Below are 20,518 nucleotides of genomic sequence, written 5' to 3'. Positions count from 1 at the left end.
ATTGCTTGAGAAAGTTCGCGTAGGCCGTTGCCATTACGTAAATTTTTCGATTTAATGCCGTGGCGTACCGACCGGGATTCCGGTCCGGGCGTCAGGGGCAGGGGGGAAACACCGTGGGTCTCTTTACACCCAAGAAGCCGGCATTGATTGGTGTCGACATCAGCTCGACGGCCGTCAAGCTGCTGCAGCTCAGTCAGGCAGGCGGGCGTTTCCGCGTGGAGCATTACGCGGTCGAGCCGTTGCCACCCAATGCGGTGGTCGAGAAGAACATCGTCGAGGTCGAGGCAGTCGGCGACGCCATCCGCCGCGCCATGGCCCGCTCCGGCAGCAAGGTGAAGCACGCGGCAGCGGCAGTAGCGGGGTCGGCGGTCATCACCCGCATCATCCCGATGGCGGCCGAACTGTCCGATGACGACCTGGAAGGGCAGATCCAGGTCGAGGCCAACCAGTACATCCCTTACCCGATCGAGGAAGTCAGCCTCGACTTCGAAGTCATCGGTCCGGTGCGCGACAACGCCGACATGAACAACATCCTGCTGGCCGCCTCGCGTACCGAGAACGTCGACATGCGGGTGGCGGCGCTGGATCTGGGCGGACTCACCGCCAATGTGATCGACGTCGAGGCGTTCGCGATGGAAAACGCGTTCGCCATGGTCGCCGACCAGATGAATGTGGGCCGCGAGGCACTGGTGGCCGTGGTCGATATCGGCGCCACCATGACCACGCTGTCGGTGCTGCGCAACCAGCGCACCATCTACTCGCGCGAACAGGTCTTCGGCGGCAAGCAGTTGACCGATGAAATCATGCGCCGCTACGGCCTCTCCTACGAGGAGGCCGGCCGCGCCAAGCGCAAGGGCGGTCTGCCCGAGTCGTACGCCAGCGAAGCACTGGACCCGTTCAAGGAATCGCTGGTGCAGCAGGTTGGCCGGCTCATGCAGTTCTTCTTTGCCGGCAGCGAGTACAGCAAGGTCGACCAGGTGATGCTGGCTGGCGGCTGCGCCTCCATCGAGGGGCTGGCGCCGATGCTGCAGGAGCAGCTGGGCGTGCCGTGCGTGGTTGCCAACCCGCTGGCCCGCATGTCGCTGGCGCCGCGGGTGCAGTCGCAATCGCAATCGCTGGCCCAGGACGCGCCTTCGCTGATGATCGCCGTCGGCCTCGCACTGAGGAGCTTCGACTGATGGCACACGTCAACCTACTTCCGTGGCGCGCCGAACGTCGCAAGCAGCGCGAGCGCGAGTTCTACATGCAGCTGGGCGCCGCCGCCGTGGCCGCCGTGCTGGTGGTGCTGTTGTGGATGTTCTGGATGGGCCAGCGCATCGACAACCAGAACGAGCGCAACGGTTATCTGCAGACGGAAATCAAGCAACTGGATGTACGGATCGCCAAGATCAAGGATCTGGAAAAAGTGCGTCAGCGCCTGCTGGCGCGCAAGGAGATCATCGAGCAGCTGCAGGCCGATCGCTCGCAGATGGTGCACCTGTTCGACGAACTGGTGAAAACCATCCCTGCCAGCGTGCGCCTGACCAGCCTCAAGCAGGGTGGCCAGTCGATGACGCTCAATGGCGCGGCCCAATCCAATGCCAGCGTCGCCGAGTACATGCGCAACATCGAAGCATCCCCCTGGATGGGGCACGCCGACCTCAGCAAGACCGAAAACAGCCACAACGCCACGCGCATGCCCTACAACTTCGGCCTGACCGTGGCCTTGAACAGGCCAAAGACCGACGAGGTTGCCGCCGGTGACAATGCGCCGGCCGACGCCGCCAGCGCCCCCGCGCCAGCCGGCAAGAAAGCGGCGACCGGAGGAACTCACTGATGAAGTTCTTCAACGACATCCGCAATCTCGACCGCAACAACGTTGGCGGCTGGCCATCCTCGGTAAAGATCTTCTTCACCGGCTTGCTGTTCGTGGCCATCGTGTTCATCGGTTGGTACGTATCCGTCAGCAACCAGCAGGACGAACTGGCCGCACTGGCCACCAAGGAAGTCCAGCTCAAGAAGGACTTCGCTTCCAAGCAGGCCAAGGCCGTCAATCTGGAGGCGCTGCAGCAGCAGCTCGACGAGATGCAGGACATGCTGCGGCAGCTGCTGCGCCAGTTGCCCAGCAAGACCGAGATGCCTGAACTGCTGGTCGACATTTCGCAAACCGCGCTGTCGACCGGCCTGCAGACCGAGTTGTTCCAGCCAGGCAATGAAACCAAGAAGGACTTCTACGCCGAGAAGCCCATCACCTTGCGCATGAGCGGTACCTACCACCAGTTCGGCGCCTTCATCAGCGGTGTGGCTTCGCTGCCACGGGTAGTCATCCTCACCCTGCACGATGTGTCGCTTACCCCGAAGAGCCCGTCCAAGGCGGGTGGTGCCTCCGATGGCCAGTTGGTGTTGCAGGGGACGGTAAAGACCTATCGTTATCTCGACGATGACGAAAGCGCCGAGGCCAAGTCGACGCACAAGAAGAAGGCCGGGGGGCGGAAATGACCAAGTTTGCTGCCATCAAGCCGGGCCGGGCCGCAGGGGTGTTGCTGATGCTGGCCGCTGCGCTGGTGTTGAGCGGATGCACCCGCGGCATGTCCGACCTGCGCGACTGGGTCGCCCAGGAAAAGGCGCGCAAGGGTCAGCCGATCCAGCCGTTGCCGGTGATCAAGACATTCGAGACGTTCAAGTACAACGACCAGGATCGGCGCGACCCCTTCAGTCCCAGCGCCACCGAAATGGAAAGCAACGGCGCCACCGCCAGCAGTGGTCCGCGGCCGGATGCCGACCGTGCGAAGGAGCCGCTGGAAGCGTTCGCCCTGGATAGCCTGAAGATGGTCGGCACGATCGGTACCGGGCCGGGCGCCATCGCACTGGTGAAGGATCCGAGTCGGGTGATCCATCAGGTGCACCGCAACGAGTACATGGGCCAGAACTACGGACGCGTGACCGCCATCAGCGAGGACCACATCGAACTGGTCGAGCTGATTTCGAATGGCAATGGTGGCTGGATGGAACGTCCTGCCAGCATCGCGCTCGGCGAGCAATAGGAATACAGGGGCTGATGCCAATGACCAACGAAATCCAATCCGTCCGGGGCCGTGTAATGCGCCATGCCACTCGCTACCTGCTGACCGGCCTTCTGCTAGCCGGCACGACCTGGGCCGGCACGGCCATGGCGGCCAGCAACACGTTGAAGGACATCAGCTACGACACCCTGCCGGGCGGTGCGGTTGAGCTTCACCTCAACTTTGCCAACGGCGCCGTGCCGCAGCCGAAGTTCTTCACCACCGATACGCCACCGCGCATCGCCGTGGATTTTGCCGATACCGACAACGCGGCGCAGCGGCATCTGGCCATCGGCAAGGGATCCACCTCGGGCGTCACCGCCGTGTCGGCCGGTGGCCGCACGCGGGTGGTGGTCGAGTTGATGCAGGCATCCACCTATCGGTCGAGCGTCAAGGGCAACAGCCTGCTGTTGACCATCAACAACGGTACCGCCGACCAGTCCATCACCACTGCGGCCACCATCGATCCGTCGAAGGCGTTGCCATCGTCGATGAACGGTCCGGCGGTCAGCAACATCGATTTCCGCCGCGGCCCCGACGGTGAGGGCAAGGTGCTGATCACCTTCAGCGGCAGCGGCGCCAACGCCGAAATGGTGCGCAAGGGTGACAAGGTGCTGGTCGACATCGACCACGCCACCTTGCCCTCCAACCTGGCCCAGCGGCTGGATACGCTGGACTTCGCCACGCCGGTGCAGTCCATCGTCACCCGGGGCGGCAAGGTGGGCGGTGTCCACATGGAGATCGCGGTCAAGGGTGAAGTGGAGACATCGTCCTACCAGAGTGGCAACCAGTTCGTCGTCCAGGTCGCTCCGCGCCGTGCCGAAACCAAACCCGATGCCTTGGGCAAGGCGGGCGCGCCGCCGGTGTACAACGGCAAGCGCGTCACCTTCAATTTCCAGGACATCCCGGTGCGTTCGGCGCTGCAGTTGATCGCCGACATCTCGGGCCTCAACCTGGTCGCATCCGACAGCGTGGGCGGCAGCGTCACGCTGCGGCTGGTCAACGTGCCCTGGGATCAGGCGTTGGACGTCATCCTGCGGGCCAAGAGCCTGGACAAGCGCCGTGATGGCAACGTGGTCTGGATCGCGCCGCAGCAGGAGCTGGCCAAATACGAGGACGACGTGGCCCAGGCGCGCCTGAAGGCGCAGGACAACGCCGAACTGGTCACCACCTACATCCCGATCAGCTACGGCAAGGCGGCCGACATCGCCAAGCTGCTCACCACCGGCAGCATGCAGGGTGGCGGCGGCAGCAGCGGCGGCGCCAGCAACTCGCGAGGTTTCCTCTCGCGCCGCGGCAGCGTGTCGTACGACGAACGCACCAATACCTTGCTGCTCAACGACACGCCCGAGAAGCTCGAGCAGTTGCACGTGCTGATCGCGAAGCTGGATCGTCCGGTACAGCAGGTGCTGATCGAATCGCGCATCGTGGTGGCCAACGACGACTTCACTCGCGAACTGGGTGCCAAGTGGGGCGTATCCGGCTCGCAGTCCAACAGCAACAACCTGATCACGCTGGGCGGCTCGGGTGCCCAGGCGCAGAAGTACGGCGTCGATATCAACAACCGCAACGTCAACTACAACAATGCCGTCAACGACTGGATAGCGAACGGTCGTAATGGCGCGCCTCCGCATATGGGCTCGGTCACGTTGCCGGCCGGTGGCATGAACGTGAACCTGCCTGCGGGCGGCGCCACCAGTGGCTTCGGTCTGGCCATCCTGGGTGCCAACTATGCGCTGGACCTGGAGTTGTCGGCCGCACAGACCGAAGGTCGCAGCGAAGTCATCTCCAGTCCCCGCGTAATTACCGCCAACCAGCAGGAAGCGGTGATCCGCCAGGGTCAGGAAGTAGGCTACGTGACCTTCCAGAACAGCGGTGGCGCCGGCGCCGGTTCGGGTAGCGGCACCGCGACGGTGCAGTTCAAGGATGCGGTGCTGGAGTTGAAGGTGACGCCCACGATCACCGCCGACAACCGCGTCTACCTGATGATCAACGTGAAGAAGGACGCCATCGCCGGTTACGTGCCGGTACCGGGCGGCGGCCAGATCCCGACCATCGACACCCGCGAGATCAACACCTCGGTGCTGGTGGACAACGGGCAGACCGTGGTGCTGGGTGGCATCTACGAGATCAACAAGGCCAACTCCACGTCCAAGGTTCCGGGCCTGGGTGATATTCCTGGTCTTGGCGTACTGTTCCGCAAGACGTCGCGCAACGAGAGCAAGGCCGAGCTGCTGATCTTCGTGACGCCGCGCATCCTCAGCGAGACCTTGCAGTAAAGCGGGCTTGCCCACGCATGGAAAAAGGCGGCTTCGGCCGCCTTTTTCTTGCCGGTTGTCCGTGTCGATTAAACTTCCGGCCATCCTCGTGGTCAGTTGCACGCCTGCGCCTGCAGGCGTTGCATTCCCCGCCGCGTACCGAACCCCACCGGCAAAGGCAACGCCGTTCGCGCCTCTTGAACGGCAACGCGGTTCAATCGTGCAGATACGAGGCCATCGGCCCTGCTCCCGCCTGCCGCAGGCATCCAAGCCAGCAAAAAACGGAATCGATGATGGATATGCCCGAAACGCCCGCACTGAACCCCTTGCAGCAATCTTTTGCGCAACTGCGCGAAGACCTGCAGCGCTGCATCATCGGTCAGCCGCATTTGATCGACTGCCTGTTGGTCACCTTGCTGGCGGATGGGCATCTGCTGGTGGAAGGTGCGCCGGGCCTGGCCAAGACCACCGCGGTGAAGGCGCTGGCGTCGCGGATCGAGGCGGACTTCCATCGGGTGCAGTTCACGCCCGACCTGCTGCCGGCCGACCTCACCGGCACCGACGTTTTCCGGCCGCAAACGGGCAGCTTCGAATTCGAACGCGGGCCGCTGTTCCACAACATCGTGCTCGCCGACGAGATCAACCGCGCGCCGGCCAAGGTGCAGTCGGCGCTGCTGGAAGCGATGGCCGAACAGCAGATCACGGTGGGCCGCGCCACCTGGCATCTGCCGGACTTGTTCATGGTGATGGCGACGCAGAATCCGATCGAGCAGGAAGGCACGTTTGCGCTGCCGGAAGCGCAGCTCGATCGCTTCCTGATGCACGTCACCATCGGCTATCCGGATGCCGCTGCCGAGCTGGCCATCCTCAAGCTGGCGCGCGAGCAGGCCGTCCGCCATGCGCATCCCGTCGCCACCACGCCCGCGTTGCTGAGCCAGGCCGACGTGTTCGCCGCGCGCGACGCGGCGATGGCCGTGCACATGAGTGCGGCGCTGGAGGAATACCTCACCCAGCTGGTGCTGGCCACGCGCGATGCCGGCCGCTATGGCGCCGAACTGAAACGCTGGATCGCCTGGGGCGCCAGCCCGCGCGCCACCATCGCGCTGGATCGCTGCGCCCGCGCCCGTGCCTGGCTGGCCGGACGCGACTACGCGTTGCCGGAGGACGTGCACGGCATCGCGCATGAAGTACTGCGCCACCGGGTACTGTTGAGCTACGAGGCCGAGGCCGAGGGCATCCGGCCCGACCAGGTGATCGCCCGCCTGCTGGATCTCGTGCCGCTGCCGTGAACGCCGTCGCCGCACACCGTCCCGATGGCGACGGCCGCAGCAGCGTGTCGCTGGCCGAGTTGATTGCGCTGCGGGCGCGGGTCGGGCGTGCACGCATGGCGCCCACGCCCAGCCACGCGGCACGCAGCGGACAGCAGTCCAGCCGTCTATACGGCCGTGGCATGGATTACGCCGAATCGCGTGTCTACCAGGCCGGCGACGACGTGCGGCGGCTGGACTGGCGGCTGACCGCGCGCAGCGGAAAACTGCATACCAAGCTGTTCCAGGAGGATCGCGAAGGCTGCTTGATGATCCTGCTGGATACCCATGCCAGCATGCGTTTCGGTACCCGCCGGCGCTTCAAGTCGGTGCAGGCGGCGCGGCTGGCCGCGTGTGCCGCGTGGGTTGCGGCTCGTGCGGGCGAACGGGTCGGGATCATGGCGTTCGGCCAGGTCGATGCACTGCTGCGGCCGAGATCTGGCGCGCGCGGCGCGCTGGCAGTCTGCGGCGCGCTGGCCGAATGGGACGTTCATGGTGAACAGCAGCCGGAGCGTGCCGAACCCTTGTCCGATGCACTGTTGCGAATCAGTCGGCTGCTGCACGGCGCGAACCGCGTGTTGCTGATCAGCGACGGCTTCAGCTGCGATGCCGACGCACGCCAGCGATGGCTGGCCTTGCGCCAGCACGTCGGCGCCAGCGCGCTGGTCGTGGCCGACGCCCTGGAGCAATCGCTGCCGCCGTCGGGCCGTTACCCGCTTGAGCACGCGGGTGAACGCTACGACGTGGTGTTGCATGGCGAACGCCAGCGCCGCGCCTTCCAGCAGACGCTGGGCGCCGGCAGTGCGCGGCTCGGGCAACTGGCCCAATCCACCAATACGCGCTGGCGGAACGTGGATACACAGACCGATCCGTTGACGGCCGTGTCCGCCGTGCTGGGTTCGGCGAAGGGGGCGAGATGATGGCCTTGATCGCCACGCCCGCGTCGGCGGCGTCAACGCAAGGTCCCGCGCTGCGCGATATCCACCTGCCGCCGGAGCCTTCCTGGTGGCCACCCGCGCCGGGATGGTGGGTGCTCGCCGCGTTGGCCCTCGTGGGCGTGTTGCTGGCGGTATGGGGCTGGCGTCGGCATCGGCAAACGGCGCGTCGACGTCAACGCATTCTGCGCGAACTGGAGCAGGTGGCGACGCGATACGGGCAGGATGGCAACGCCGCCGCACTGGCCGGCGGCATCCAGCAATTGCTGCGACGGGTAGCGCGTCTGCACGTACCGATGGCCGCACAACAACGCGGTGAGGCGTGGCGCCAGACGCTGGCGCGGATGCCGCTGGATGCCGGTGCATTGGACACGCTGGTGACGCTGGATCGGCACATCTATCAGCCGGGCCCGTTCGATCACACTGCAGCGCTGAATGCCGCCCGGGAATGGTTGCGGCTGGCGTTGCGCGACAAATATTGGAAGCGCCGCAAGCGCGCGGTGGCTGATCCTGTGCCGGAGTCGAGCCATGTTTGAGTTCGCCTGGCCGTGGATCGCCGTGCTACTGCCGTTGCCGTGGCTGCTGCATCGCGTCGTGCGCGCGGCGGCGCCGGTGCAGGCGCTGCATCTGCCGCAGCCGGGTGTGCAACTGTCGCGCGCCGCGGGTCAGGCGACACGCGGGGTGATGCCGTGGCTGCTGGCGCTGGCCTGGCTGTGCCTGCTGGCGGCGGCGGCGCGGCCGCAGTGGATCGGCCCGCCGCAGGCGCAGCAGCGCAGCGGGCGCGCGCTGATGATGGCGGTGGATCTGTCCGGCAGCATGCAGACCGATGACATGGAACTGGCCGGTCAGCGGGTCAGCCGCTTCGGCGCGGTGGAGGCGATCGCGGGTGATTTCATCAGCCGTCGCAGCGGCGACGAACTGGGCTTGATCCTGTTCGGCAGCCAGGCGTTTCTGGTGACGCCGCTGACCTACGATCTCGGTGCCGTGCGCGCGCAGTTGCAGGGTGCCGCGGTCGGCCTGGCCGGCACCGAGACCGCCATCGGCGACGCGATCGCGGTGGCGGTGAAGCGATTGGCCGCGCTGCCCGAACCGGCACGCGTGCTGGTACTGCTCACCGACGGCGTCAACAACGCCGGCAGCATCGAACCGCGCGACGCGGCGCGCGCCGCCAAGGCTGCCGGCGTGCGCATCTACACCATCGGCATCGGCGCCACGCGGATGCGCGTGCCCGGTTTCTTCGGCAGCCAGCTGGTGAATCCGTCGGCCGATCTGGATGCCGACATGCTCACCGCGATGGCGAAACAGACCGGCGGCCGCTTCTTTCGCGCTACCGACAGTGACGAACTGGCCGACGCGTACCGGGCGATCGATGCACTGGAACCGATGCCCCAGCACGGCCCCGCACTACGGCCACGCCACGAATGGTTCCGCTGGCCGCTGGGCGCGGCAGTGATCCTGCTGCTGCTGGCGCTGGCGTCGCGGCGAAGCGTGCGGCCGCTGGAGCCAGCCGCATGAACCAGATCGTGCAGCATTTCCATTTCCTGCAGCCGTGGTGGTTGGCCGCGTTGCTGTTGCTGCCGTTGTGGTGGTGGCTGGGCGCGCGGCGCGGTTCGGCGTCGCGCGAGCTGGCGCGGCTGGTCGACGCCGAACTGTTGCCACATCTGCTGCAGGGGCGCGCGGGTTCGTCGCGCCTGCCGTTATGGCTGTTTGCCGCGGGCTGGACACTGGCGGCGCTGGCCATGGCCGGCCCGAGCTGGAGCCAGGTGGAGCAACCGCTGTATGCCAAGCGTGCGGCGCAGGTGGTGGCGATCTCGCTGTCCCAGCGCATGCTGGCACACGACGTTGCGCCCAGCCGCATCGCGCGGGCGCGTTTCAAGGTGCACGACCTGCTGTCCAGCAACCGCGACGGGCTGAACGCGCTGATCGGCTACGCCGGCGAGGCTTTCGTGGTTGCCCCGCTGACCACCGACGTGCACAGCCTGGACGATCTGCTGGACGCGATGGCGCCCGACACCATGCCGGTCGACGGCAATGATGCGGCGCGCGCCATCGAACGCGGCGTGGCCCTGGTCCAGGGCGCGAAGGTGGCGAACGCCTCGCTGGTGCTGGTCACCGATCAGGCCGACGATGCTGCACAAACCGCGGCGCGCGCCGCGCGGGCGGCCGGCGTGCGGGTGTCGGTGCTGGGCGTGGGCACCACGCAGGGTGGCCCGGTGCCGCTGGCCGATGGTTTCCTGCACGACGCCCAGGGTCATCTGCTGCTGGCCAAACGCGACGACAGCGCGCTGGCCGCGCTGGCCGCCGCCGGCGGTGGCAGCTATGTACCGATGAGTGCCGACGGTGCCGATGTGCGGGCCTTGCAGGGGTTGTTGCGTACCGCGTCCGGCGCCGTGCCGACCAGCCAGAAGGGCGACCAGTGGCAGGATCAGGGCGCGTGGCTGTTGTTGCCGTTGCTGTTGATCGCGGCGCTGGCGTTCCGTCGCGGCTGGTTGTTGCTGCTGCCGTTGATCCTGCTGCCGTGCCTGCCCACCACGGCGCAAGCCGGCACCTGGCAGGACTGGTGGCAGCGACCGGATCAGCAGGCGGCGCAGGCGCTGCAGCAAGGCAAGCCGAAACAGGCGCAGCAACTGGCCCGCGATCCGCAGTGGCGCGGTGCCGCCGCGTACCGTTCCGGCGATTACGCCGCTGCCGCCAAGGCGCTGGAAAAAGCGCCGGGCAGCGATGCGGCGTACAACCTCGGCAACGCGCTGGCGCGCCAGGGTCAGTATCCGCAGGCCATCGCGGCCTACGACCGGGCATTGAAAATCGATTCGGCCAACGCCGATGCCGAGGCCAATCGCAAGGCGGTGGAAGACTGGCTGCGCCAACAGCAGAAGAAGCCGCCACCGGACGAATCACAGCCCCAGGCTGGCAAACAGGGTGACAAGAACTCGCCCTCCCAAAACCAGAATGGGCAGGGCCAGGACGGTCGGGACAAGAACAAGCAGGAGCACCCGGATTCCTCGCAAGGGTCGGATGGAAAGCCGTCGCCGAAGTCGTCGGAAAAGAGTTCGGCAGACCAAGACAAGTCGAAGCCGGAAGACGCCAAGTCAGCCGGAAAAGACAGCCAGGCTGCCAATTCGGATGCAGGCAAATCGGACCAGCAGGACAAGACGAAGGATGCGGGCAAGGATGCCGGCAACAACTCGCCGGACAAGCCCGCATCGCCGCCCTCAGCCGAACAGAAGGCGCGCGCGGAACAGGCGCAACAGGCGCTGAAACAGCAGATGGACGACGCGCTGGCCGGTTCGAAGAAAGACGATTCGCCGCCGACGCATCAGCTGGGCGCGGTCGGCGACGAGGATGCCAGCTCGAAGTTGCCGGCCGATCTGCGCCAGGCGTTGCAGCGGGTACCGGATGACCCGGGTGCCTTGCTGCGGCGGAAATTCGAACTGGAATATCAGCAGCGCCATGGCGGCGCATCGAACGAGGATGGCCAACCGTGAAATTCCGTCACCTGCTGGCCTTGCTGCCGTGGTTGCTGATGCCCGCGTTGAGCCACGCCGCCAGCGTGCAGGCCACGCTCAATCGAAACACCGTGCAACTGGGCGAAACCGTCACGCTCAACCTGCGCATCAACGATTACGACGGCAACCTGCCCACACCGGATCTCGGTGCGCTGAACCGGGATTTCAGCATCCTGGGTACGTCGCAAAATCGCAGCCTCAGCATCATCAATGGCCGCCGCACATCCGAGCTGACTCTGGGCGTGGCGCTGCGGCCGCGCCACACCGGCACGCTGGAGATCCCCGCGCTGACGCTGGCCGGCATGCAGACCTCACCGTTGCAATTGCAGGTGGACCCCGCCGATCCGAATGCGGCCGGTGGTGCGCAGGGTGACGTGTTCATGGAGGCGCAGGTCGAGCCGGGCCAGGCTTATGTGGGGCAGCAGTTGAGCTACGTGGTGCGGCTGTATTACGCGGTGGATCTCAGTGGCGGTTCGCTCGACAGCCCGCAGATCGACGGCGTGCAGGTCAGCCGCATGGGTGACGATCTGAAGTACAGCACCCAGCGTGGTGGCCGCTCCTACAGCGTGCTGGAGCGCCGCTTTGCCTTGACCCCGCAGCGTGCCGGCCACATCGAGATTCCGCCGCTGGGTTTCCAGGGCGAGATGGTCGACCCGCGCGACCCGAACAGCTTTTTCGGTGCCAGCACACCGGTAAGTGCGAGCGCGCCGGCCGCGTCGGTCGAGGTCAAGGCCGCGCCGGCGGACTGGGGCAAGAGCGCGTGGCTGCCGGCGCGCGAATTGACCCTGACCCTGAGCGGGTGGCCCGACAGCAGCGATCAGGTGCGAGTGGGGCAACCGCTCAACCTGCGCATGAAACTGCAGGCTACCGGCATTCCCTTCGAAGCCTTGCCTGCGCTCAGCCTGCCCCGGATCGACGGCGCCACGGTGTATCCGGACAAGCCGGTGACGGGCACCGACAACGACGGGCGCTGGCTGAAAGGACATCGCGAGCAGGCGTTCGCCGTGGTGCCCACTCGCGCCGGCCCCCTGACCTTGCCCGCCACCACGCTGAAATGGTGGAACGTGCAGACCCACTCGGAGGCGGTGGCGCGCATCCCCGCGCACAGCGTGACCGTGCTGCCGGCCGCGGGCGCGGCTGCGGTGCCGCCATCGGCAACCACGGCAGGTGCCGAAACGGCATCGCCGCCGGTGTCCACGACCGCCGCAGGTGCCGCGCCATGGTGGCGCTGGCTGGCGCTGGCCAGCATCGGCCTGTGGCTGCTGAGTGTGTCGGGCTGGCTGCTGTGGCGCTGGCGCCGTACACCGACGACAGCTTCGACGACCGCCGCTGCCCCGGATACGACGCGGCAGTTGCGGCTGGCGTTTCTCGCGGCGGCCCGTGGCAGTGACACCGCGGCGCAGGTGCACAGCCTGCTGGCATGGGCGCGTGCCGAGCGGCCCTTGTTGCGGAATCTTGGCGATCTATCCGCCGCGCTGGCCGACGATGTGCAGCGCCGTGCGATCGATCATCTGCAGCAACGCCACTACGCCGGTGCGGCGGCGGGCGCAGACGATCTGGCGGCCGTGTTCAAGCGCGGCTTCGCCTGGCAGTCGTCAGGCCCGACGTCCACCGATCAGGATCTGCCACCGCTGTATCCGTTCAATCTTCACTGAGCGCCCGCTGCAGGATGGCGGCCATCGCCGCGCTGAAGGCACACAACTGCACCTCGATGGCCGGATCGCCGGCCAGTTCCGCGCGCACGCTGGCCACGGCGATGCGGGCGGCGGCCTCGGCGGGATAGCCGTACACGCCGCAGCTGATCGCTGGAAACGCGATCGTGCGCAACCGATGCTCGCGCAGCAATTGCAGCGCGTGGTGATAGCAATCCGCGAGCAACGCCGGCTCGCCGTGTTGGCCGCCATGCCATACCGGCCCCACGGTATGGATCACGTGGCGCGCCGGCAGGTCGAAGCCCGGCGTGATACGCGCCTCGCCGGTGGGGCAGCGAACGCCGGGCGCCGTCTCCGGCAGGGCGCGGCAGGCGGCCAGTAATTGCGGCCCGGCGGCACGGTGGATGGCGCCGTCCACGCCGCCGCCACCGAGCAGATCCGGGTTGGCCGCGTTGACGATGGCGTCGACGCTCAGGCGGGTGATATCGGTGGTGATGACGTGGATGGGCATAAGGCTTGGTTTGGCGGATGGCCCCGACGTATGCTGCAAACGAAGTACGTGTCGGGTGAAGAAGGGTCAGCAAATCATGGCAAAAACAGAAGACGTCTCCTTCGGCTACCTGCTCAGCGACGTGACCTTGCTGTTCCGCAAGCATTTCGACCGGCGCGCGGTAGCGTTCGGGCTGACCCGGGCGCAGTGGCGTGCCACCAAGGTGTTGTATCACCGCGAGGGTTTGCGGCAGACCGAGCTGGCCGAATTCCTGGAGATGGAGCCGATCGCCGTGGGCCGCGTCATCGACCGTCTGCAGGCCGCCGGGTTCGTCGAACGCCGCCCCGATCCGAAGGATCGCCGCGCCTGGCGGCTGTACGTCACCGAGCAATCGCGCGAAGTCATCGGCGGCATGGAGCTGATCGCCCGCGGCCTGCGCAAGGATGCCACCCAGGGCATCGCGCACAGCGAGCTGGAGCAGGCGCTGGCGGTGATCGGCCGCATCAAGGACAACCTGCTGGCGCTGGAACAGGCCGACGACAGCAACTGACGCCGGTCGCGCCGACGGCCAGTGCCAACCGTCGTGGCCCGGCAGCGGCGGATCGACGACATAATGGGGATTCGTGCGAATACCCGGTCAACCGTTGCACGGGGGCCCGCGTTGTAGTGCTGTTGTTCGCTTTCCCCGCTGTGGCGACCGCTGTCGTCCCGCCATTCCCCCGCCGCGCCCCGCGGTGTGCCGATCGAGAATCCACCGCACATGTCCTGGAAAAAAGTCGCCCTCATTGCCGCTGTCTTGCTGGTGATCGCGTTGGCGCTGCATTTCGGGAAATCGGTCGGCAGCGCCGGGAAGACGGCGGAGCATGCCGCCGCGTCGGTACCGGTCGAGGTGGCCAGCGCGCGGCGCGGCGATATCGAGCTTTCGTTGCAACTGGTGGGTCGGGTGGAAGCGTGGTCCACGGTGACCGTGCGGGCGCGGGTGTCGGGTCAGCTGGAGTCGCTGTCGTTCACGCCGGGCACCCACGTGCGCAAGGGCAGCGTGCTGGCGCAGATCGATCCACGCTTGCTGCAGGCGCAGCTGGATCAGGCGCGCGGCAACGTGGCGCGCGACCGCGCGCAACTGCAGAAGGCGCAGGCCGACCAGCAGCGTTATGCCGACATGCTGGGCAAGGGCTTCGTCTCCCGCGCCGATTACGACCTGTACCAGGCCAACCTGGCCGTGGCCAAGGCTGCGCTGCAGAGCGACCAGGCGGCGCAGGAGCTGGCCCAGGCGCAGCTCGATTACGCGCGCATCGTGGCCCCGTTCGACGGCGTCACCGGCGCGCCGCTGGTGTATCCGGGCGCGCAGATCAGCGCCGACAGCACCGACATCGTGGTGCTCAACCAGGTCGAACCGGTGCGCGTGGCATTCAACATTCCCGAGGACACGCTGAGCGCCGTGCGCGATGCGCTGGCGCGCGGCGACGTGCCGGTGCAGGTGACGGTGTCCGGCGACCACGGTGCGCCGCTGGCCGGCACGCTGCAATTCGTCGACAACGCGGTGGACGCCAGCACCGGCACCATCGTGCTGAAGGCGCGTTTCGACAACGCCGACTACCGCCTCACGCCCGGCCAGTTCGTGCAGGTGAGCCTGCCCACCACGCGGCTGACCAACGTGGTCAGCGTGCCGGTCCACGCGTTGCAGAGTTCCACCAACGGCAGCTTCGTGTTCGTGCTGGGCGCCGACGGCAAAGTGCAGCAGCGTCCGGTCAGCGCCGGCCCCACCAGTGCCGGACGCACCGTGATCGACAAGGGCCTGCAAGGCGGCGAGAACGTGGTGACCGAGGGACAGATGCTGCTGGTCGACGGGGCGAGCGCGCATGTCGCCGCGCGCTGAGGTCGGTATGGCCGTCCATACGGCTGGCGCCGGATTGCCCGGGGCCGCGCGATGAACATCCCCCAGCTCTGCATCCGCCGCCCGGTGATGACCACGCTGCTGATGACGGCGCTACTGGTGTTCGGCCTGGTGGCGTATCCGCAGTTGCCGGTGAACGAACTGCCGAACGTGGATTTCCCCACCATCAGCATCAGCGCCAAGCTGCCGGGCGCCTCACCGGAAACGATGGCATCGGCGGTGGCCACGCCGCTGGAGGGCAAGCTCTCCACCATCGCCGGCATCAGCTCGATGAGCTCCACCAGCGCGCTGGGCTCCACCTCGATCACGCTGACCTTCGAGCTGGACCGCAACATCGATGCGGCGGCGCAGGACGTGCAGTCGGCCATCTCCTCCGCCCTGCGCCAGCTGCCGAAGGAAATGACCACGCCGCCCACGTTCCGCAAGGTCAATCCGGCCGACGCGGCGATCCTGTACCTGGCGATGAGCTCCTCGACGATGCCGCTGACCCAGGTCGACGAATACGCCGAGACCGAACTGGCGCAGCAGTTGTCGATGATCGATGGCGTGGCCCAGGTGAACGTGTACGGCTCGCAGAAATATGCCGTGCGCATCAGCGTGAATCCCGATCGCCTCGCTGCCGCGGGTATCGGCATCGATCAGGTGCAGAACGCGATCGCCGACGCCAACGTCAACCAGTCCACCGGCTCGCTGTATGGCTCGCGCCAGCAGTTGCCGATCCGCAGCGATGGCCAGCTGCAGCGCGCGGCGGCGTACAACGACGTGGTGGTGGCGTACCGCAACGGCGCGCCGGTGCATGTGCGCGATATCGGCGTGGCGCGCGACAGCGTGCAGGACGACCAGAAGGCCAGTTCGTACAACGGCACCCGCGCGATCGTGCTGGCGATCCAGCGCCAGCCCGGCGCCAACACCGTGGCCACGGTGGATCGCATAAAGGAGGTGCTGCCCAGCTTCCGCGCCGGCCTGCCGCCGTCGGTGAAACTGGCCACCCTGTACGACCGCTCTCAATCGATTCGCGCCTCGGTGGATGATGTGCAGTTCACCCTGCTGCTGGCCGGCGTGCTGGTGGTGTTCGTGATCTACCTGTTCCTGGGCAGCCTGTCAGCCACGCTGATTCCGGCGGTGGCGCTGCCGATCTCGGTGCTGGGCACGTTCGGCGTGATGTACGCGCTGGGTTACAGCCTCGACAACCTCTCGCTGCTGGCGCTGACCCTGGCGGTGGGTTTCGTGGTGGACGACGCGATCGTGATGCTGGAAAACATCGTGCGCCACATGGAAGCGGGTGTGCCGCCGTACGAGGCGGCGCTGCAGGGCGCCAGAGAAATCGGCTTCACCATCTTCTCGATGACGCTGTCGCTGATCGCCGTGTTCATCCCGGTGATGTTCATGGGCGGCATCGTGGGGCGGCTGTTCCACGAGTTCGCGGTGGTGATCAGCGTGGCGATCCTGATCTCCGGCATCGTGGCGATCACGCTGACGCCGATGCTGTGCAGCCGCTTCGTCAAAGGCCACGACCAGACGCGGAAAAACTGGCTGGTAGGCGGTTTCGACCGTGGCTTCAACGCCGTGCAGCGCGGCTATTCGGACAGCCTGCGCTGGTGCATGGATCGCCCGCGCATCGTGCTGGCCGCGTTCGGGCTGAGCCTGCTGGCCACCGCGTTGCTGTTCTACGTGGCGCCGAAGGATTTCATTCCCGCCGGCGACAACGGCCAGCTGCGCGTCAACACCGAGGGTCCGGAGGATATTTCCTTCGAGGGCATGGGCGCGCGCCAGCAGCAGTTGGTCGACATCGTGTCGAAGGACCCGAACATCGCCGGCTACATGTCCAGCATCGGCGCCGGTGGCTCGCGCAGCACGGTCAACAACGGCTCGATCCTGCTGATGCTGAAGCCGGCCAGCGAGCGCAAGCTCGATCCGGAGCAGATCATCCAGGAGCTGCGGCCGAAGCTGGCCGAGGTTCCCGGCATCCGCGCGTATATCCAGAACACGCCGGCGATCCGCATCGGCGGCCGCCAGTCCAAGTCGCAATACCAGTACACGCTGCAGTCGATCGACATGCCGGCGCTGTACGACTGGAGCGGCAAGGTCACGCGCGCGTTCGCGGCGCTGCCGGGGTTCGAGGACGTCACCAACGACCTCGATCTCAACAGCCCCTCGATCGTGGTGAATGTGGATCGCAGCAAGCTGGCGCCGCTGGGGCTCACCATGGCGCAGGTGCAGACCGCGCTGGGCATCGGCTTCGGCGAAAACCAGATCTCCACCATCTACGGTTCAGCCACGCAGTACTGGGTGATCCTGCAGGTGGATCGCAAGCTGCAGAATGATCCGGCGGTGCTGTCGCGGCTGTACGTCACCTCCCGCAGCGGCGCCCTGGTACCGCTGAATGCAGTGGCCAGTTTCAAGCGCGAGCCGCAGGCGCTCACCGTGAACCATCAGGGCCAGCTGCCCGCGGTGACGGTGTCGTTCAACCTGGCGCCGGGCTACAGCCTCGGCGATGCGGTGGCCAGCATCGACGGCGCGATGCAGACGATGGGCCTGCCGGCCACCATCACCGGCAGCGTGCAGGGCACCGCGCAGGCGTTTCAGCAATCCATGCAGGGCATGGGCATGCTGTTGCTGCTGGCGGTGTTCGTGATCTACCTGGTGCTGGGCATCCTGTACGAGAGCTTCATCCACCCGCTGACGATCCTGTCCGGCCTGCCCGCCGCGGCGGTCGGCGCGCTGCTGACGTTGGTGATCTTCCAGGCCTCGCTGGACCTGTTCGCGTTCGTGGGCATCGTGATGCTGATCGGCATCGTGAAGAAGAACGCGATCATGCTGATCGACTTCGCGCTGGAGCGGCAACGCGAGGAAGGCATGCCACCGGCACAGGCGATCTTCGAGGCCTGCCGCGTGCGTTTCCGGCCGATCATGATGACCAGCATGGCCGCAATGGCCGGCACCTTGCCGATCGCACTGAGCATCGGTGCCGGCGCCGAAGTACGTCGCTCGCTGGGCCTGGCGGTAGTCGGCGGCTTGATCTTCTCGCAGGTGCTGACGCTGTACCTGACGCCGGTGATCTATATCTACATGGACCGGTTGCGGCTGCGTTTCGTGCAGCAGCCTCACGCCCGCGATGCGCTTCCGGAAGGCGGTGACTGAGTTGTGCGCGAGGGCGCGGTAGCGACCCACCCTGTCGCAAGCGTCGCGGCATGCGTGTGGCGCACTTGAGACTTTCCCTGGTTGCAGTGAAGGTCAAGAGCCCCCCCTCTCCCCAACCCTCTCCCCCAAGCTGCGCTCGGGGGAGAGGGAGCAACAGCGCGCAACTGGTCGCTTTTGGCCCCCTCTCCTCCGGCAACGCCGGGGGAGAGGGTTGGTGAGAGGGGGGCTTTGACCGCTACGTCAAGGCAGCGGCCGTCACTCGTCCGCATCGTCTTTGGCAAAGGCGCCGGGCGCCGAGCCGAAATCGCCATCCGCCTGCGCGGCCATATAGGAGAACGCGGCGTACACGGCCACGTTCTGCGCCAGTTCCTGCGGGTCGACCTTGTCCAGCGTGTCGTTGGCGGTGTGGTGCCAGTCGAAATACTTCGTGCCGTCCTGGGTCAGCGACAGCGCGGCCATGCCCTTGGCGTGCATCTGCGACAGGTCCGAACCGCCGCCGCCGGGGCGCTTGGCGTCGTAGGCCACGCCAAGCGGCGCCAGCACCTTGGCGATCTGCGCCATGGCGGCGCGCGCATCGGGCTTCACGCTGGCGCTCATGCGCCAGATCGGGCCGGCGCCGAAATCGGAATCCGTGCCCAGTTGGAACTGGCTGACCTCGGCGGCATGCTTGTCGGCGTAGGCGCGGCTGCCCCACAGGCCCATCTCCTCGTTGGCGAACGCGATGACGCGGATGGTGCGGTCGGGACGCTGCGGCAGGTCGCCGATCAGCTTGCCGGCCGCCATCGCGATGGCCACGCCGGCGCCGTCGTCGATCGCGCCGGTGCCCAGGTCCCACGAATCCAGGTGACCACCGATGGCCACCACCTGCTCGGGATGTTTGCCGCCGGTGATCTCGCCGATCACGTTGGCGCCGGTGTATTCGCCGTCGAGGCCGCAGTCCAGATCCAGCTTCACCGTCACCGGCTTGCCGTAGGCCAGCGCGCGCTCCAGCTGGTCGGCGTCGGGGTTGGAAAGGGCGGCGGCGGGAATCGCCTTGGCCGGGTCGCGGAAGCCGGTGACGCCGGTGTGCGCGATCCGCTGGTGCGCATCGGTGCCGGCCGAGCGCAGCAGGTAGCCGGCCGCACCCTTGGCCGCGGCGATCACCGGCCCGGCGGTGCGAACCGCCGAGCCCATGCCGTAACCATGGCCGTCCTTCGCCCGCTGCATGCGATAGCCGACGTAGACGATGCGGCCTTTCACACTGGCCGGGTCGGCGGCCTTCAAGGCGTCCAGGCTGTCGAACTTCACCACTTGCGCGCTGAGCCCGCCCGCGGATGTGCCCGGCGAATAGCCCAGCGCGGTTACCACCAATGGCTGCGGAAACGGCGCCACGATCGCGGCGCGTTCGCTGCGGCGTACCCACTTCGGATACGTCACCGCTTCGGTATAGACCTTGTCGTAGCCGAGCGCCCTGAACTTGGCGACGGCCCAGTCGCGGGCGCGCCGGTCGGCTTCGCTGCCCGCCATGCGTGCGCCGACCTCGGTGGTCAGCGACGCGACGATGCGGTAGCCGGTGTCGTCGTGCAGGGCGCGGTCGCGCAACTGTTCGGCCGTCTTTACGGCTGTTGCGGGAATGGTGGTGGCGGCGCTGGCGATGCCGCTGGCCAGCAGCAGGCTGGCGGCGAGCAAGGTGAAGGGAAGACGGCGCATCGGGGAACTCCGCGGATGAAACCCCGATTATGGCGTGGTGAACTGGCCACGCTTGGGCCAAAAGTCACTGTAGGAGCGGCTTCAGCCGCGATGCTTTTGTTGGAATTCCAGAGCAGAAGCATCGCGACGGAAGTCGCTCCCACAGAAGTAGCTCCCTCAGAGTGGGCTACCTTACTGGCGGTTCTTCAGCAGATCGCGGATTTCGGTCAACAGCGCCACATCGGCCGGCGGTGCGGCGGGGGCTTCTTCCTGCTTGCGGCTGAGCTTGTTGATGCCTTTGATCACCAGGAAGATCGCGAACGCGATGATCAGGAACTGGATCAGCGTGTTGATGAACGCGCCGTACTGGATAGCCACTTCCGCCACCTTGTGCGCAGGGTCGGTGGCGTCGGCCGGCCGCAGCACCCATTTCAGGTTGCTGAAATCGACGCCGCCGGTCAGCCAGCCAATCGGCGGCATGATGATCTGATCCACCAGCGAGGTGACGATCTTGCCGAAGGCACCACCGATCACCACACCGACCGCCAGGTCGATGACGTTGCCACGCATGGCGAACGTCTTGAACTCACTAAGCATGCTCATGCTGCGGATACTCCCTTGTCGAG

17 protein-coding genes are annotated in these 20,518 nt (G+C 66.6%); 14 read left to right on the top strand and 3 right to left on the bottom strand.

Going from position 1 to position 20,518, the window contains the following annotated elements; translation table 11 throughout:
* Positions 1-113 precede the first annotated feature (113 nt).
* The 11 genes from UU9_RS07605 to UU9_RS07555 all read left to right on the top strand — a co-directional run bounded on the left by UU9_RS07605 (position 114) and on the right by UU9_RS07555 (position 12,702).
* A complete protein-coding gene (locus UU9_RS07605; protein WP_007081154.1) occupies positions 114-1,178 on the top strand; it encodes a pilus assembly protein PilM in 1,065 nt (354 codons plus the stop codon).
* A complete protein-coding gene (locus UU9_RS07600) occupies positions 1,178-1,816 on the top strand; it encodes a PilN domain-containing protein (protein WP_007081153.1) in 639 nt (212 codons plus the stop codon). The genes UU9_RS07605 and UU9_RS07600 overlap by 1 nt, the downstream gene beginning before the upstream one ends.
* A complete protein-coding gene (locus UU9_RS07595) occupies positions 1,816-2,478 on the top strand; it encodes a type IV pilus inner membrane component PilO (protein WP_007081152.1) in 663 nt (220 codons plus the stop codon). The genes UU9_RS07600 and UU9_RS07595 overlap by 1 nt, the downstream gene beginning before the upstream one ends.
* Positions 2,475-3,023: a pilus assembly protein PilP gene (locus tag UU9_RS07590; protein ID WP_007081151.1), complete on the top strand. Its 549-nt coding sequence runs from the start codon at positions 2,475-2,477 to the stop codon at positions 3,021-3,023. The genes UU9_RS07595 and UU9_RS07590 overlap by 4 nt, the downstream gene beginning before the upstream one ends.
* Before the next feature lie 56 nt (positions 3,024-3,079).
* Complete coding sequence (locus UU9_RS07585; protein WP_040670514.1) at positions 3,080-5,320, top strand: type IV pilus secretin PilQ; 2,241 nt, start codon at positions 3,080-3,082, stop codon at positions 5,318-5,320.
* A 272-nt stretch (positions 5,321-5,592) separates the two neighbouring features.
* Positions 5,593-6,588 carry an AAA family ATPase gene (locus UU9_RS07580; protein ID WP_040670534.1) on the top strand — a complete coding sequence of 332 codons (996 nt, stop codon included), beginning with the start codon at positions 5,593-5,595 and terminating at the stop codon, positions 6,586-6,588.
* Positions 6,585-7,526 carry a DUF58 domain-containing protein gene (locus UU9_RS07575; protein WP_007081148.1) on the top strand — a complete coding sequence of 314 codons (942 nt, stop codon included), beginning with the start codon at positions 6,585-6,587 and terminating at the stop codon, positions 7,524-7,526. The genes UU9_RS07580 and UU9_RS07575 overlap by 4 nt, the downstream gene beginning before the upstream one ends.
* Entirely contained in the window at positions 7,523-8,077 is a 555-nt protein-coding gene (locus tag UU9_RS17290) for a DUF4381 domain-containing protein (RefSeq protein ID WP_007081147.1), read from the top strand. Before UU9_RS07575 ends, UU9_RS17290 begins: the two co-directional genes overlap by 4 nt.
* The gene (locus UU9_RS07565; RefSeq protein ID WP_007081146.1) at positions 8,070-9,056 is read left to right on the top strand and encodes a VWA domain-containing protein; all 987 of its coding nucleotides are present in this window, start codon (positions 8,070-8,072) and stop codon (positions 9,054-9,056) included. The genes UU9_RS17290 and UU9_RS07565 overlap by 8 nt, the downstream gene beginning before the upstream one ends.
* Complete coding sequence (locus UU9_RS07560; protein WP_007081145.1) at positions 9,053-11,026, top strand: tetratricopeptide repeat protein; 1,974 nt, start codon at positions 9,053-9,055, stop codon at positions 11,024-11,026. Before UU9_RS07565 ends, UU9_RS07560 begins: the two co-directional genes overlap by 4 nt.
* Positions 11,023-12,702 carry a BatD family protein gene (locus UU9_RS07555; RefSeq protein ID WP_007081144.1) on the top strand — a complete coding sequence of 560 codons (1,680 nt, stop codon included), beginning with the start codon at positions 11,023-11,025 and terminating at the stop codon, positions 12,700-12,702. The genes UU9_RS07560 and UU9_RS07555 overlap by 4 nt, the downstream gene beginning before the upstream one ends.
* Here the strand turns inward: UU9_RS07555 and UU9_RS07550 are convergent.
* Positions 12,689-13,210 (bottom strand): O-acetyl-ADP-ribose deacetylase, encoded by a 522-nt coding sequence (locus UU9_RS07550; protein WP_007081143.1) that lies wholly within the window; start codon positions 13,208-13,210, stop codon positions 12,689-12,691. The genes UU9_RS07555 and UU9_RS07550 overlap by 14 nt on opposite strands.
* 76 nt (positions 13,211-13,286) lie before the next feature.
* On the opposite strand from UU9_RS07550, the gene UU9_RS07545 reads away from it, so the two are divergent.
* From UU9_RS07545 to UU9_RS07535, 3 genes are all read left to right on the top strand, one after another.
* Complete coding sequence (locus UU9_RS07545) at positions 13,287-13,739, top strand: MarR family winged helix-turn-helix transcriptional regulator (protein WP_040670530.1); 453 nt, start codon at positions 13,287-13,289, stop codon at positions 13,737-13,739.
* A 210-nt stretch (positions 13,740-13,949) separates the two neighbouring features.
* Positions 13,950-15,065 (top strand): efflux RND transporter periplasmic adaptor subunit, encoded by a 1,116-nt coding sequence (locus UU9_RS07540; RefSeq protein WP_007081141.1) that lies wholly within the window; start codon positions 13,950-13,952, stop codon positions 15,063-15,065.
* Positions 15,066-15,116: 51 nt separating this feature from the next.
* On the top strand, positions 15,117-18,224 hold the full coding sequence (locus UU9_RS07535; protein WP_007081140.1) for an efflux RND transporter permease subunit: 3,108 nt from the start codon (positions 15,117-15,119) through the stop codon (positions 18,222-18,224).
* Positions 18,225-18,479: 255 nt separating this feature from the next.
* On the opposite strand, the gene UU9_RS07530 is transcribed toward UU9_RS07535, so the two are convergent.
* A complete protein-coding gene (locus tag UU9_RS07530; RefSeq protein WP_007081139.1) occupies positions 18,480-19,913 on the bottom strand; it encodes a M20/M25/M40 family metallo-hydrolase in 1,434 nt (477 codons plus the stop codon).
* A gap of 171 nt (positions 19,914-20,084) precedes the next feature.
* Positions 20,085-20,495, bottom strand: coding sequence for a large-conductance mechanosensitive channel protein MscL (gene mscL / locus UU9_RS07525; protein ID WP_007081138.1), 411 nt, complete (start codon positions 20,493-20,495; stop codon positions 20,085-20,087).
* Positions 20,496-20,518: the final 23 nt, after the last annotated feature.

Origin of the sequence: Rhodanobacter fulvus Jip2, from assembly GCF_000264315.1 — a bacterium.
In the GTDB taxonomy this organism is placed as follows: Bacteria; Pseudomonadota; Gammaproteobacteria; order Xanthomonadales; family Rhodanobacteraceae; genus Rhodanobacter; species Rhodanobacter fulvus.
The sequence above is the reverse complement of the archived record's forward strand: the minus strand, read 5'-3'. Positions and strand labels throughout refer to the sequence as shown.

Bases quoted from the DNA above. Each gene is read 5' to 3' on its own strand.
- UU9_RS07600 (WP_007081153.1), top strand. From the start codon at position 1,178: ATGGCACACGTCAACCTACTTCCGTGGCGCGCCGAACGTCGCAAGCAG.
- UU9_RS07595 (WP_007081152.1), top strand. From the start codon at position 1,816: ATGAAGTTCTTCAACGACATCCGCAATCTCGACCGCAACAACGTTGGC.
- UU9_RS07590 (WP_007081151.1), top strand. From the start codon at position 2,475: ATGACCAAGTTTGCTGCCATCAAGCCGGGCCGGGCCGCAGGGGTGTTG.
- UU9_RS07585 (WP_040670514.1), top strand. From the start codon at position 3,080: ATGCGCCATGCCACTCGCTACCTGCTGACCGGCCTTCTGCTAGCCGGC.
- UU9_RS07580 (WP_040670534.1), top strand. From the start codon at position 5,593: ATGGATATGCCCGAAACGCCCGCACTGAACCCCTTGCAGCAATCTTTT.
- UU9_RS17290 (WP_007081147.1), top strand. From the start codon at position 7,523: ATGATGGCCTTGATCGCCACGCCCGCGTCGGCGGCGTCAACGCAAGGT.
- UU9_RS07565 (WP_007081146.1), top strand. From the start codon at position 8,070: ATGTTTGAGTTCGCCTGGCCGTGGATCGCCGTGCTACTGCCGTTGCCG.
- UU9_RS07560 (WP_007081145.1), top strand. From the start codon at position 9,053: ATGAACCAGATCGTGCAGCATTTCCATTTCCTGCAGCCGTGGTGGTTG.
- UU9_RS07550 (WP_007081143.1), bottom strand. From the start codon at position 13,210: ATGCCCATCCACGTCATCACCACCGATATCACCCGCCTGAGCGTCGAC.
- UU9_RS07545 (WP_040670530.1), top strand. From the start codon at position 13,287: ATGGCAAAAACAGAAGACGTCTCCTTCGGCTACCTGCTCAGCGACGTG.
- UU9_RS07540 (WP_007081141.1), top strand. From the start codon at position 13,950: ATGTCCTGGAAAAAAGTCGCCCTCATTGCCGCTGTCTTGCTGGTGATC.
- UU9_RS07535 (WP_007081140.1), top strand. From the start codon at position 15,117: ATGAACATCCCCCAGCTCTGCATCCGCCGCCCGGTGATGACCACGCTG.
- UU9_RS07530 (WP_007081139.1), bottom strand. From the start codon at position 19,913: ATGCGCCGTCTTCCCTTCACCTTGCTCGCCGCCAGCCTGCTGCTGGCC.
- mscL (WP_007081138.1), bottom strand. From the start codon at position 20,495: ATGAGCATGCTTAGTGAGTTCAAGACGTTCGCCATGCGTGGCAACGTC.